Source organism: Halodesulfovibrio spirochaetisodalis (assembly GCF_001672295.1).
Classification (GTDB): domain Bacteria; phylum Desulfobacterota; class Desulfovibrionia; order Desulfovibrionales; family Desulfovibrionaceae; genus Halodesulfovibrio; species Halodesulfovibrio spirochaetisodalis.
On the sequence record NZ_JXMS01000009.1, the window covers coordinates 1 to 12,734 of the forward strand.

Consider the following 12,734-nt stretch of genomic DNA (forward strand, 5'->3'; position numbering starts at 1 on the left):
CCTACAAGCAGAATAAAAAATAACGGCTGGTATAGTAGTATTACAGGGCACGGCTTGCGGGCATGATGCAGTCTATGTAGTATGTTGATACGCCTAGTTTTTTTGAGGGACTATGGAATCATTTTCTGTGAGCGTGATAATTCCGGTATGGTATGAAGCCGAAGGGATTAATGAACGAATCGAGCATGTTTTTCAGCGCGCTGCAGAAGCTGTCTGTTCACCGGCTGTTGAGATTATCGTGGCAGACGGTGAGCCCGATGCAAGCACTCTTTCTGCCATAAGTCGCACAGATGTTGTTCAGCTTGCTTGTCCTCAAGGTCGTGCTGCACAGATGAATGCCGGAGCTGCACAGGCAACAGGCGATGTTTTGCTTTTTTTGCATGCAGACACGTACCTTCCTGTCGGTGCATTTGATTTACTGCACCATGCATTGCAGCAAGAGGCTGGTCGTGATGGTGCCAAGGCAGGGGCATTTACCTTGTCCATTGCCAGTAACAACCGCTTTCTATACCTTGTAAGCGTGCTGGCAAACTGGCGCAACAGGCTGACCCGTACACCCTACGGAGATCAGGCTCAATTTTTTATTCGTTCATACTTTGAAGAGCTTTCAGGGTATGCGCCTATTCCGTTAATGGAAGACGTAGAAATTATGCGACGGATCCGGCAACGGAATGAATCCATCGTTATGATAGATTCTCCGGTTTCCACTTCTGCCAGAAGGTGGGAGGTGGAAGGCATGTATCGATGTACGTTACGCAACGTGCTGTTGCGTTTATTATACGGAGCAGGAGTTCCTGCCCAAACACTTTCGCACTGGTATCGCGCCATGAAGGGGTAGCTCTAATGACCGACACATGTATTCTTTTTTTCATTAAGTATCCGACTCCGGGCAATGTGAAAACACGGCTTGGTAAAGTTATTGGCGAAGAAGTTGCTACCTCACTGTACCGACATTTTGTACAGGATATGCTCAAGGGGTTTGAAAAAGTCGAATCGCAGTTGCGTATCTGTTACGCACCGTGCGGTACTGAGAATCCTGAAAAGGATTTTCGTGACTGGCTCGGACCACAGTATACATATCGTGAGCAGGTAGGAGATGATCTTGGCGAACGTATGAAACATGCCATGCAGGCTGCGTTTGATGAAGGTTTCCAGCGTGTGATCATTATCGGAAGCGATGTGCCTGACTTCCCGCCTGAGCTGTTAACAAAAGCATTTCTTGATCTTGATATGCAGGAAGCTGCTGTTGGCCCGTCTTATGATGGTGGCTACTACTTAATCGGTTTCAGAAAGGATACGTTCATTCCTGAAGTGTTTGATAACATTCCATGGTCAACCCGCGATGTATATCAGGCAACTTTAAAAAAGATTCACGCGGCTGACCTTGAACTTATTCGTCTTCCAGACTGGAATGATGTTGATACCATCTGGGATTTGAATTTGCTGTTCAGAACCAACCGTAACAGTTCTTTCAGGAAGTCATCCACGTATGCAATTCTTCGCGAGCATTCCAAGCTTATCCGTGAATACGATGTGGACTTACCATCCCATTGTCGACTCGATGAAGATTAACATTTGGTTCTAATATAAAAAAACAGCCTGTATCACAGAAGTGATACAGGCTGTTTTTTTGCTGTGCTACGCGCAGGAAGGAGACGAAGGAGGTTGGCTATACACGTAGCTTGGCAGATATATTATTCTGCAGGAGCGTAGTAGCAACGCTTAGGAGAATGAATCTCACCTGCTTCTTTAAGCTTTTTGATTGCCTTGGAGACTTCTTTGCTGTCTACACCAAGGACTTCTGCGATTTCACCGGGACGAACAGGCTTACCTGCGTTTTTCATTGCTTCAAGAACTTTAGCTTCCATTGGGAACTCCTGTTGGTTTTTCTTATCAAGATAGATTCCTATTATCGATAGGCTCGACTCCTGTCAACACTTTTCAAAATAAAATTCTGCAGTACAGAGTTCGCTTTGACAAAATGACCTTGTATACTGTGTATAACTATCTTTATTGCAAGGACGAACAACTTATTTTTGTTGCCCGAAAGATAGCCTGAGGGGTAGTATTGTAGCATTATCCTGTAATCAAGCTACTATCCTGTATGAATCAGCAGAAAGAAGGGAGCGGAATATGTTTGCAAACAGATGGCGGACAATAAGCGCGTTAGTATTTGCATTGCTCTGTATTATTTTCAACTGGCAGTGGGGCGTCGGGGTTATGTTTTTATTCTGGGCAATTCGAGATATCGCAGACGGGGAATCCCATTTTGTCGAAACTATTAAACGTTCAGAAGAGCTTATTCTGTATTGTCTCGTAATTGCAATGCAACTGTTCTTTGCACTGTTCTTCCTTGTTGCCGATTTCTCAAAAAATGATTTCCTACTTTGGTTTTTATAAGAAAAAATATCTATCACTCATAAAAGGCTGGGTTGCATTGCAACTCAGCCTTTTTGTCTTTTTTAGTTACAATTTTACTTTGATATTAATTTATGATTACCTGTAAGGGAATCTAATGGTACGCAAAAATTAGTAAAGTTTGTGACGATAATAAGTGACGAACAGCTTTGAATTGATTAACGACGAGTCACATTTTCTTATTACAAGTTGAATAGTAGTTATGACTGATTGGTAATCAGAGGGGGAAGTCTGCTGAATGTTAAGTGCTCGTTTCCTTAAACCGTATTTGGTAGTTGTTTGTACGTGTTGTTATGTTATCTTTTTAGCAATTACACTTGTTTATCAGGATAAAGTAGCCAGTAAAGAAGAACTGCTGATGGTAGATCAAAAACGGGCTGTAAGTATCAGAAAAAACAGCCTGATGGGGGACTTTGATATACCGTTTGCTGATGTACGCTTGTTGGCAGAAATTTTAACTAACAGATCGCAACAAACTGCTTTTGATGAAGATGAAGCAAGGAGTTTGTTATACTCCTTTGCGGATAATAAAAGGGATTATGGGCAAGTCCGTTTTCTGGATATCCATGGTAAGGAGATTATCCGCATCAATCGTGGTCAGGGTACGATGTATCAGGTTGCTCAAGATAAATTACAGGAGAAAGCGCACAGGGGATATATACAATCATCATCAAAGCTTGAACGGGGTGAGGTGTATGTTTCCCCATTGGATTTGAATATTGAAAACAAACAGGTAGAAGTTCCCTATGAGCCAGTTATTCGTTTTACCAGTCCTGTCTATGGAGTAGGTAATACTCGCATCGGGCTTGTTGCGCTCAATTTTTATGCTGCCAACATGCTGGATAATTTTCAAAGTGTTGTTTCTGAAAGCCTGAGCAACGTTATGTTGCTGAATGATCAGGGCTACTGGCTTGTGTCCGATGATCAGAAGCTCTGCTGGAGCTTTATGTTCCTGCAGGAAGAGCAGAGTCTGTACAAGACGTCATTCGCCTTCCATTATCCTGAAGTATGGAAACTTACGCAGGAGAATCCTTCCGGGCAAACCAGAAATGAAAAAGGATTGTTTACGTGGACAACGGTAAACCCCATTTTTTCAATTATCTTGAAAAATGTTCAGGGACAGCGGGCATATCCTGCGGTTTCTGTTAATCCGTACCATTGGGTTGTTGTCCAGCATGTGAGCGAGCAACAACTGGTAGCAATGGAAAATGAAATTTACAGAATATGTGCATGGGCATGGGGGATTTTGTGTATTGTCACTGCTGTTGCCTTGTGGTTTACCTTTCTTTCAGCCCAGCAAAGTCAGGAGCATAGAGAAGAGCTTGAGGTTCTCGCACATAATGACTGGCTGACCGGACTTTCAAACTTACCCCATGTTTTCAGTAAGCTGGAAGCGGCATGTATGCGTGCTGCACAAAGTGCCGTGCCGTTTTCTCTGATGTATATTGACCTTGATGATTTTAAATTTGTGAATGACAGGTTCGGGCATGAAGCCGGTAATATTGTGTTGCGTCATGTTGCCACTGTGTTGCGTAAACATGTCCGCATGACTGATACCGTGGCACGTATCGGTGGGGACGAGTATGTTATTTTACTCGAAAACTTGGCTGATACTAGTAAAGCTGAGGAAATAGCAGCGCAGTTACTAGTGGCTTTTGAAGAACCTGTTGCGCTTGAGTATGGCAACAGGGTGTATGTGAAGGCGAGTATTGGTATTGCAGCATGGAGTCAGGATGTCGTCAGTGCAGATGACTTGATGAAGCGTGCTGATGTTGCCATGTATAACGCCAAGCATGGCGGGAAGAATAGAATAGCTGTGTTTTCCCATGAAAAGGAACCCGTTGCTGTGTAAAAAAAGATCATGACTGGGTAAGGGGTAATGAGTGGCTCAGACCATCATTACTCCTTTTTTTTGTTCAAGTTGATGCCGCAGTGTGCGTAGGAGAGTATGTGAGACAAGTTCAGACACCCGCTTGCAGCAAGGGAAAAAGTATGACAAATCCCCGCAAAAAAGACGCGTTGTGTGTCTGATTTATAGTCACAGGTATCCTAAATAGTAACAGGAGCAACATCATGGCATCTATTGGAACCCCCTTAACTCATTCTGCAACTAAGATTTTGTTACTCGGCTCGGGCGAGCTTGGTAAAGAGGTAGCCATTGAGGCAATGCGACTCGGTGCGGAAGTTGTTGCAGTTGATCGTTACGAGAACGCTCCCGCCATGCAAATTGCTCATCGTTCATATGCTATTAATATGCTTGATGGCAGTGCCTTGCGGGAAATTGTTGCGAAAGAGCAGCCGGATTTGATTGTTCCGGAAATTGAAGCCATTGCAACAGATACGTTGCTTGAGCTTGAAAAAGAAGGTTGTACCGTAGTGCCGACAGCTAAGGCAACATGGTTGACCATGAACCGCGAAGGCATTCGCAGATTGGCTGCAGAAGAGCTTGGGGTACCAACTTCCCCTTACCGTTTTGCAGACACGGAAGAAGAGTATCGGGCTGCTGTGGAAGCCGTGGGAATGCCGTGTGTAGTGAAGCCGGTAATGAGCTCTTCCGGTAAAGGACAGAGCACGGTAAAAACAGAAGCCGACATCGCAGGTGCATGGAAATATTCTCAGGAAGGCGGACGCACAGGCGGAGGACGTATTATCGTTGAAGGCTTTGTGGAATTTGATTATGAAATCACGCTTCTTACAGTCCGCCATGCAGCAGGAACAAGCTTCTGTGATCCGATAGGACACTATCAGGAAGACGGTGACTACCGGATGTCCTGGCAGCCGCAACCTATGTCCGCCATTGCGCTGGAACGTGCACGGGATATTGCCCGCACTGTGACAGATGCATTAGGCGGATTTGGTATTTTTGGAGTGGAGCTGTTTATTAAAGGTGATGAGGTCATCTTCAGCGAAGTATCTCCACGTCCTCACGATACTGGTTTGGTGACAGTTATCTCCCAGAACCTCAGCGAGTTTGCGTTACATGCACGTGCTATTTTGGGGCTTCCGATTCCAGAGATTGCTCAGCGTGGTGCCGCTGCTTCCAGTGTTGTGCTGGTGGAAGGAAACGGAGTAGGGGCAACCTTCTCAGGATTGGATACAGCTTTGAGCGAGCCGGAAACACAGCTTCTCCTTTTTGGTAAGGCAGAAGTGCAGGGACGTCGTCGTTTAGGTGTGGCATTGGCTCTTGATGAAGATATTGAGAAGGCTAAGGAAAAAGCTAAGCGTGCTTCTTCCGCTGTGACTGTGACGTTTTAATTCCATAATTGCGAGAGTGCATTAGCGAAGTAGAGCCTGCAGCTTGAAAGCTTCCAGATTCGCATATTAAGAAATAACAGCCCCTGATACATGTGATGAGCACTGTGTCAGGGGCTTGTATTATTCGGTTACTGTTCTGCTGAATTAACTATCCATAGAGCGCAGCCAGTACACTGACGCAACAGGTCAACAGAAACACTTCCGAAGAGGAATTCCTCCTCTTTGCTTATGCCGCGGCGGCCGATAACAATTGTGCCGTGGTTTCCTTCTTTTTGTATGGTGATAATATCTTTTGCAATGGATTCACCGGTGGCGCAAACTTTTGCTCCTTCGAACGGTGAGCTGCAACTGACTATGTATTCCTGATTGACCGAATTTTCATGAATTTCGTTACGGGCAAACAGTTCGTGTGCTTTGTTCAAAGTACGTTTGTACTCTGTGGTCAAGTCCAGACATTCTGTGCGCCACAGTGCCTCAGTTTCGAAAAGGTCTTTATCCGGAAGACGTTCAATAAACAGCAGGGTAACAAGTACATCCGGAATGGAACGGATCATTCTGGCTGTATATTCCACGGCCTCAAAAGAAGGCTTGGAAGAATCAAAAGCCACAAGAATATTGTAGATGTTCATACTTCAGGATACCTCCCGCGGGCTGCCTTAAATACGGGGAGTTCGTTAAAACATGTAACCAATGCGCTTACAAACTCCGCAACAGATGAATAAAATACACTATTTTTTGCTGAAAAATGCATGCAGATGTTGTTTAGAGCGTCCGGTATGTACGGATATTTTTTTTGTATGTTGGCAAGCCGATAGGGCATAGCCAGCGCCATATCCTCTTTGGTAATTGCAGGTGAACCGACTGGGCTGTTTTTTACGACTGCAAGCTGCTGTGCTGTTATTTCGCGTTGTCCCACAAGCAGAAGCAGAATGCTGCCAAGCCCGAATAAATCCAGTGCAAACGGGTTTTCCCGTAGTCCGAACGTGTAGTCGAAATCAATCCAGCGCCAGTCCCGTGTGCTGGATTCAATAAGCAGGTGATCGCGCCGTATGTCACCATGCTGTTCGTGGTTATGATGCAGGTGCTCAATTGCGCGTACTGCACCGATAAATTGAGCAAAGTAATCTGGAAAAACGGTGTTGAAATACTCCTCATGCGACATGGTTAATCGATCGAGGACGATGTCGAGTTCAGTTCCATATATGATATCGAGTATCCTCACACAGTTTCCCATTTCATCCATAACTGTCCGTCCCTGCATGAATCGCTTGTCGCCTTCAGTCATTGCAAGAATTCTGGATTCTTTGCGAGGACTCCTGTAGCAGGTGGAGTTAAGTTTCCCGATGCTTACTTCAAAGCTTTCGTAAAACTCAAGTTTGATGATTCGCTGGATGCCGGTTTCAAGCTCCTTGCATCGTTTTACCCAGTATTTGGGATCCTCCAGTCCGAATCTGCGTTCTGACAGGTTCTTGGTAACCAGATAGTGTATGCCGTCCAGAAAGATAACGTCGCCGTAATCAATGGACATGAAATCGGTTGTGTCAGTTACAATGCGCCCCGCATGTCTGCGTGGAAAATCAGGAAGATACTCTGCAAGAATGTCATAGGCACGTGTGTCCATAGAGTGTCCTGTGGGTAAAAGGAGTGGAAGTGCTATCTGTCTAGTTCGTTTTCCATGTAGCGTCGTATTGATTCTACACGTCGCCTGTTGACGCCAAAGTCATACCAACCGGTTCGTGATGCTGAGCGTACGTGAATTTTATCTCCGGCAAAAAACAGTTCCAGATCATCAGTAAATCCAAGAAACATGGAGCGGATGCTCACTCTGACATAATGACTGGCTTTTTCTTCCAGTTCGGCCTTGGGCAGTTGTTGGACGTATTCTACAAGCTTGGGGAACACAGCAAGCGTGCTTGCTTTGGGTACTAATGGCTCAACATAATGACTGTCTTCTTGCGGCAATTTGCTGCATACGCAATTGGGGGAAACAGGGCAGGGAGAAAGAACACTGTCTGATGTGTCGACTTCCATAGTTTTATCCAGCGTTGTCGCGGTATAGTTGCTGTCCTTGCTGGTGATTCCGAAAAAAGAAAGAAATTTCATGAGTTACCTGCCTGTAAGAGACTGCGTTCTGAATGCGTATTGTGCCATGTGTACAGCGTAGGGCAAATGAAAGAAGAGGAAAAAGAGCATACTACGCAAACTAATCATCTGAAGTACGCAACTAAATATGGAAGGGTGGTTTTAGCGAGATGAAACAGCATAGAAAACGCCCCGCAATAGATATTGCGGGGCGTAGTATATTCAGCGGAGTTGATGTGATTACATCTTTAAGTTGATTTGCTCTGGAGAAAGCTTCCGTTCAAGTCGCTTGGCATACTTGGACATGAGCAGACATGGCAGGAAGTACAAGACAGCAGCTGTTGTCCATAGTTCCATTGAAGCAATCATGAGACGGTTATCCAGCGCTTTGGTTACGGAGGTAAGCTCCATAACGCCAAGGACGGTTACCAGTGAGGTATCTTTAAAGATTGCAATAAAGAGTCCCACGATTGGCGGAATCATCTGTTTGAGTGCCTGCGGAAGAATAATTTTGCGCATAGTCTGCCAGTATGAAAGACCGGAAGAGTACGCTGCTTCCACCTGTCCCGGAGGAATGTTCTGAATACCACCGCGTACAATCTCTGCAAGATAGGCAGCTGTAAAGAGTGTCAGCGCAATGGATGCAGACCATACGGTGTTGATAAAGCTGTCGAACAATACCGGAATAAGGAAGTATACCCAATAGATGACGATGATCAGCGGGTTTCCTCGGATGAGTTCGATGTAAAGCAAGCTCGGGATACGGAAAATACGGTTATCGGAACTTCTCCCGAGTCCGACTACGAGACCGATAAAGAAACTTGCAACAATGGCGACAATGGCGATGATAAATGAGAGAGAAAAGCCTCCCAGTCCCCAGAATAAGTCATCTCCGGTTGCATTCGGGAACTGCCAGACCAGCATTGTCGGAAATTCAGTAATGATGACAGACCAATCAAAGTTGTAGAGGCCTCGTACGAGTGAAAAAAGGAGTCCTGCAAGGATGGCAAGGAAAGCACCTTTACTGATGAGTACAAGAGTTACATACAGTTTTTTCAAAATAAGCTGGCTGGTGCTTACCTGTACACCTGAGTGCATGTTGGCTCTGCGGCGATGGCGCAGATAGCGGGCAGCAGGGTTAACCAGCACTTTATTAAATACGGAGATCGGGATTAACAACAGGTTGATGAACATAACCGGCAGACTGTTGTTTCCTTTACTGGAGGAACGGATGCGTCCGTCTACCCCGTTAATGATAAAGGCGATAACAAGAGAGAAGGAAAGGTACAGTACAGATGCAGCCGTGGTTGCTTCAAACCCTTTAAACGTTAGAGCTTCAACCTGTTGCGCCTGCCATGTAAGGTCGGCAACACCGACAATCATGGCAAGGGATGTGTTTTTCATGTTGTTGAGAAATTCACTGCCAAGGGGCGGAATAATTTCTCTGAATGCCAGCGGAAGAATGATTTTACGCAGAACCTGTACATAGGTCAGGCCGGATGAATACGCAGCTTCGAGCAGACCTTTAGGAATGGACTGGAGTCCTGCGCGGATTACTTCTGCCATAAAGGCGCTTGTATAGATACCTACGGCAACTGTTGCGGTCCAGAACTCAAACTGGGTTTCAAATAAAAATTCTCTTCCAGCTTCCGGCAATGCCTGCGGGAAAGCAAAATAGAAAAAGAACAGGATAACAAGCAGCGGAGTATTTCGGAAAAACTCTACAATACATGTGGCTGTCCAGTTCAGAGGTTTGAAGTCGGACAGGCGCGCAAGGCCGAGTGCAGTACCCAGCGAGATACCGATGAGGGAACTGATGATTGTGATTTTAACAGTCAGCCAGAGTCCCTTCAGGATTTCTACCCCGAAGTTCAGCTGATAGGTATCGTTAACAGTGAAGAGAATCGGCCACTGAAAGTCGTACCCGAAATCAAAGACCCAGCCCCAGTAATAAAGACTGAGAAGACCGAGTACAGCAAGAACAGTGTTCTGAACCCAAACTTTTTCCAACCAGTAGCGTAACATGAAATAACAAACCCTTTAGCAAATAAGTGCAGTGTGTTGTGGCACTGCTGCCGGATGGCAGTAATAAAACGTACGTCCGGCATACACCGGACGTACGAAAAGTGATCAATAGATCAGACGGTTACGGCCAAAGCTCGATGGAGCCGGTCATTGGCATAGCAAAAGGAGTGTCAGGACCGTACCATTTGTTGTAGATGTTCATGTAGGTACCGTCGCGCCACATATCCTGAAGTGCTGCGTTTACACCGTTGCGAAGTGCGGAGTCGTTCTGAGGAAGGCCGATACCGTATGGCTCGTCAGAGAGGAACTCGCCAACAAGTTCAAATTTACCCGGAGTTTTGGATGCATAGCCGAGGAGAATTGTAGCATCAGTAGACCAGCCTGCTACACGACCCATCTGGAGAGCCTGGAAGCACTCAGATTCTTTCTGGAAGGAAATAACGTGTGCGTCAGGGTTTGCAACGCCGAGAGCTTTAAGAGCACGCTTTACGTTGATTTCGGAAGTAGTACCCTGCATTGTAGCAATTTTTTTGTCTTTCATGTCAGCAAGAGATTTGTACTTGCCGGTTTTTGCGAGAATTTTCTGACCATCAAAGAAATATGTGATGGAGAAATCGATGGACTTTTCACGCTCGCGGGTGTGAGTCATGTTAGCTACAGACGCATCAATACGACCCTGCTGAATGAAAGCAATACGGGTTTTGTTGTTAACCTTAACTCGTTCGATATCAACACCGAGACGTTTTGCAAGCTCTGTGGCGACATCGTAGTCAAAACCTACCCACTCGCCCTTGCTGTTAAAGAACGCACCAGGAATGGAGTCAGTCATGATACCGATACGGATTTTCTTATCTTTCATGATACGGTCGTAAGAAGGACCCGCAAAAGCAACGGACGCCATCATCACGAGAGCCAAAGTTAAGGCAAGAACTCTACTAAGACGCATGTTTAAACTCCCAGTTTCATTAAGTTACATCTTACCGCAAAAGCGGTACACCTCAAGAATAACAAAAAAGCAAAATTACGAGCAGCACCTCATTTAGTGAGACAGAATTTTGCTTAAAAATTCTTTACTTCGTTCATGCTGCGGGTTGTTGAAGAATTCATGCGGTGTGTTTTCCTCAACTAATACACCATGATCCATAAAGATAACTCTGTCCGCAACTTCACGGGCAAAGCCCATTTCGTGTGTTACACACGCCATGGTCATACCTTCACGGGCAAGTGCTTTCATTACATCCAGAACCTCATTGATCATTTCAGGATCAAGCGCAGAGGTAGGTTCATCAAAAAGCATGATCTTCGGCTTCATTGCAAGCCCGCGTGCAATGGCAACACGCTGCTGCTGACCACCGGAAAGTTGTGTCGGATATGCTCCTGCCTTGTCTGGAATGTTAACTTTTTCAAGAAGTTCCATCCCAAGCTTGTCAGCTTCTGCGCGTGGCATATTACGCACCATTGTTGGTGCAAGAGTGATGTTTTCCAAAACTGTCATATGCGGATACAGATTGAACTGCTGGAAGACAAAACCGATCTCTGCACGGAGCGTTGTAAGATCAAGGCGAGGATTGTGCAGATCCATCTCATCAACAATTATTTTACCCTGCTGAATGGGTTCAAGTCTGTTTATGCAGCGAATGAGTGTTGACTTGCCGGAACCGGAAGGTCCACAGATTACAACAACTTCGCCCTGTTTTATTTCAAGATTAATATCTTTAAGCACATGGTGGTCACTGCCGTACCACTTATTCACTTGTTCAAAACGAATCACTGAGTACTCCACTTAATAGCACAATAAATATTCACATCCCGTCTTCGCTGCTATCAGAAAAAACCTTTCAAATGCAAACAAAAAGTAAATATTTACAAAATTGTAAAAAATATTTTGAAAGTTGGTTATTTGCTCAAACTCTTGAATAGCAACGTTTTTTGCGAGAACAAAAATGAAAGTTTTTTAGAAGAGAGCAATGTGAGTTGCAGTTACTTTCAATTTTCTTTGATTATTATTATTCTATATTGCATTTTTTACACTCTTGTAAAGCTTGAGACTATCGACACGTGTTTCTTGCAGATATTTTGCGCATGTCACTTGCGTGGCATAAAAGAGAAGGTGGCAGGTAGTAGTCTTCTGTGGTAGTTCCTCTCGGAATAAGGGAAATAAGAGGATTACGAATGAAACAGTCGATGCGAAAGAGGTGGAGCGACCTGTGCAGTGTTTTTACTGCACAATGCCGGTCGTTCTGGGTTATGTGGAGTGTCTGTCTGTTACTGCTCGTGAGTGCATTTTATGCTGCAGGCAGTGTGTTTGCTGCAATCGCATTTGGAGGGATTCTGGGATGCGTTTGTGCGATGCTGCTGGGGGAGATGGGTGCATTTGTCAGGAATGGGGAGTTTGACGCGGTAAGCGCGGCGATCGCTATTCTGGCGGCAGTTATGGCCAGTGCGGGATTTTTTGTACCGGTAAAATGGACTGTGGTAGCCGGCTGCCTGATCAGTTCCGGTCTCCTGCTTTGCTTTTTGCTGAAGCGGCTGGACAACGAGACAGGAATGAATATTCAGTCCGGCTTATGGCTCGGGTCCGTGCTCACAGCTATGTTATGTGTATTTTTGTATGCAGGGCCATATGCGTACCTCGTACACATTGCAGCCTACCTGCTTGCTGTGGGACTTTACGGCTTGTTTTTGCTCAATCTTGCAAACGGTGCTGAACACGGCTTGCAGGCTGCATGGTACGTAGCGTTGGTTATCGGTATCGCCTGTCTTGGTGGAACTGCCTTTAACCTGCTTGGGATTGAGCCTGATCCGTCAATTACCTTCAGCGGGCTTGCCACAGGTCTTGGTTGCACTATGCTGTATTCCCCGATCAAACAGTTACTTGCGACCATGGCTAAACGTCATGAAGAAGACTGGCGAGATTTTCTGTAATTGAAAAGTTTTTTGCCCATGAAAAAACC

Annotated in this window: 13 protein-coding genes; 6 read left to right on the top strand and 7 right to left on the bottom strand. The window is 45.3% G+C overall.

Features of this window, described 5'->3' with window-relative positions; translation table 11 throughout:
• The first annotated feature begins 112 nt into the window (after positions 1-112).
• Together SP90_RS06340 and SP90_RS06345 are read left to right on the top strand one after the other, a co-directional pair.
• A complete protein-coding gene (locus SP90_RS06340) occupies positions 113-838 on the top strand; it encodes a TIGR04283 family arsenosugar biosynthesis glycosyltransferase (protein ID WP_066853743.1) in 726 nt (241 codons plus the stop codon).
• 5 nt (positions 839-843) lie between these two features.
• Positions 844-1,572, top strand: coding sequence for a TIGR04282 family arsenosugar biosynthesis glycosyltransferase (locus tag SP90_RS06345; protein ID WP_066853745.1), 729 nt, complete (start codon positions 844-846; stop codon positions 1,570-1,572).
• A gap of 122 nt (positions 1,573-1,694) precedes the next feature.
• Here SP90_RS06345 and SP90_RS06350 read toward each other — a convergent pair whose 3' ends face one another.
• Positions 1,695-1,868 (bottom strand): MarR family transcriptional regulator, encoded by a 174-nt coding sequence (locus SP90_RS06350; RefSeq protein WP_066853747.1) that lies wholly within the window; start codon positions 1,866-1,868, stop codon positions 1,695-1,697.
• A 265-nt stretch (positions 1,869-2,133) separates the two neighbouring features.
• On the opposite strand from SP90_RS06350, the gene SP90_RS06355 reads away from it, so the two are divergent.
• The 3 genes from SP90_RS06355 to purT all read left to right on the top strand — a co-directional run bounded on the left by SP90_RS06355 (position 2,134) and on the right by purT (position 5,673).
• On the top strand, positions 2,134-2,400 hold the full coding sequence (locus SP90_RS06355) for a hypothetical protein (protein WP_066853749.1): 267 nt from the start codon (positions 2,134-2,136) through the stop codon (positions 2,398-2,400).
• Positions 2,401-2,656: 256 nt separating this feature from the next.
• Positions 2,657-4,270, top strand: a complete 1,614-nt coding sequence (locus tag SP90_RS06360; protein WP_066853751.1) for a diguanylate cyclase domain-containing protein — start codon at positions 2,657-2,659, stop codon at positions 4,268-4,270.
• Positions 4,271-4,491: 221 nt separating this feature from the next.
• Positions 4,492-5,673, top strand: a complete 1,182-nt coding sequence (gene purT, locus SP90_RS06365) for a formate-dependent phosphoribosylglycinamide formyltransferase (RefSeq protein ID WP_066853753.1) — start codon at positions 4,492-4,494, stop codon at positions 5,671-5,673.
• Between the two features lie 128 nt (positions 5,674-5,801).
• On the opposite strand, the gene SP90_RS06370 is transcribed toward purT, so the two are convergent.
• The 6 genes from SP90_RS06370 to SP90_RS06395 form a co-directional block, all read right to left on the bottom strand.
• Positions 5,802-6,302: a universal stress protein gene (locus tag SP90_RS06370; protein WP_066853755.1), complete on the bottom strand. Its 501-nt coding sequence runs from the start codon at positions 6,300-6,302 to the stop codon at positions 5,802-5,804.
• On the bottom strand, positions 6,299-7,294 hold the full coding sequence (locus SP90_RS06375) for a serine/threonine protein kinase (protein ID WP_066853757.1): 996 nt from the start codon (positions 7,292-7,294) through the stop codon (positions 6,299-6,301). Before SP90_RS06375 ends, SP90_RS06370 begins: the two co-directional genes overlap by 4 nt.
• A gap of 32 nt (positions 7,295-7,326) precedes the next feature.
• Positions 7,327-7,776, bottom strand: a complete 450-nt coding sequence (locus SP90_RS06380) for a DUF1499 domain-containing protein (RefSeq protein ID WP_082936325.1) — start codon at positions 7,774-7,776, stop codon at positions 7,327-7,329.
• Between the two features lie 219 nt (positions 7,777-7,995).
• Positions 7,996-9,780 (bottom strand): amino acid ABC transporter permease, encoded by a 1,785-nt coding sequence (locus SP90_RS06385; RefSeq protein WP_066853761.1) that lies wholly within the window; start codon positions 9,778-9,780, stop codon positions 7,996-7,998.
• 121 nt (positions 9,781-9,901) lie between these two features.
• Entirely contained in the window at positions 9,902-10,726 is an 825-nt protein-coding gene (locus SP90_RS06390) for a transporter substrate-binding domain-containing protein (protein ID WP_066853763.1), read from the bottom strand.
• Between the two features lie 93 nt (positions 10,727-10,819).
• Positions 10,820-11,551, bottom strand: coding sequence for an amino acid ABC transporter ATP-binding protein (locus tag SP90_RS06395; RefSeq protein WP_066853766.1), 732 nt, complete (start codon positions 11,549-11,551; stop codon positions 10,820-10,822).
• Positions 11,552-11,964: 413 nt separating this feature from the next.
• Between SP90_RS06395 and SP90_RS06400 the strand changes: the two genes are divergently transcribed.
• Positions 11,965-12,705, top strand: a complete 741-nt coding sequence (locus SP90_RS06400) for a hypothetical protein (RefSeq protein ID WP_157471206.1) — start codon at positions 11,965-11,967, stop codon at positions 12,703-12,705.
• Positions 12,706-12,734 lie beyond the last annotated feature (29 nt).

What these genes read in the sequence shown, in the direction of transcription:
- SP90_RS06340 (WP_066853743.1), top strand. Translation starts at nt 113, where the DNA reads ATGGAATCATTTTCTGTGAGCGTGATAATTCCGGTATGGTATGAAGCC.
- SP90_RS06345 (WP_066853745.1), top strand. Translation starts at nt 844, where the DNA reads ATGACCGACACATGTATTCTTTTTTTCATTAAGTATCCGACTCCGGGC.
- SP90_RS06350 (WP_066853747.1), bottom strand. Translation starts at nt 1,868, where the DNA reads ATGGAAGCTAAAGTTCTTGAAGCAATGAAAAACGCAGGTAAGCCTGTT.
- SP90_RS06355 (WP_066853749.1), top strand. Translation starts at nt 2,134, where the DNA reads ATGTTTGCAAACAGATGGCGGACAATAAGCGCGTTAGTATTTGCATTG.
- SP90_RS06360 (WP_066853751.1), top strand. Translation starts at nt 2,657, where the DNA reads ATGTTAAGTGCTCGTTTCCTTAAACCGTATTTGGTAGTTGTTTGTACG.
- purT (WP_066853753.1), top strand. Translation starts at nt 4,492, where the DNA reads ATGGCATCTATTGGAACCCCCTTAACTCATTCTGCAACTAAGATTTTG.
- SP90_RS06370 (WP_066853755.1), bottom strand. Translation starts at nt 6,302, where the DNA reads ATGAACATCTACAATATTCTTGTGGCTTTTGATTCTTCCAAGCCTTCT.
- SP90_RS06375 (WP_066853757.1), bottom strand. Translation starts at nt 7,294, where the DNA reads ATGGACACACGTGCCTATGACATTCTTGCAGAGTATCTTCCTGATTTT.
- SP90_RS06380 (WP_082936325.1), bottom strand. Translation starts at nt 7,776, where the DNA reads ATGAAATTTCTTTCTTTTTTCGGAATCACCAGCAAGGACAGCAACTAT.
- SP90_RS06385 (WP_066853761.1), bottom strand. Translation starts at nt 9,780, where the DNA reads ATGTTACGCTACTGGTTGGAAAAAGTTTGGGTTCAGAACACTGTTCTT.
- SP90_RS06390 (WP_066853763.1), bottom strand. Translation starts at nt 10,726, where the DNA reads ATGCGTCTTAGTAGAGTTCTTGCCTTAACTTTGGCTCTCGTGATGATG.
- SP90_RS06400 (WP_157471206.1), top strand. Translation starts at nt 11,965, where the DNA reads ATGCGAAAGAGGTGGAGCGACCTGTGCAGTGTTTTTACTGCACAATGC.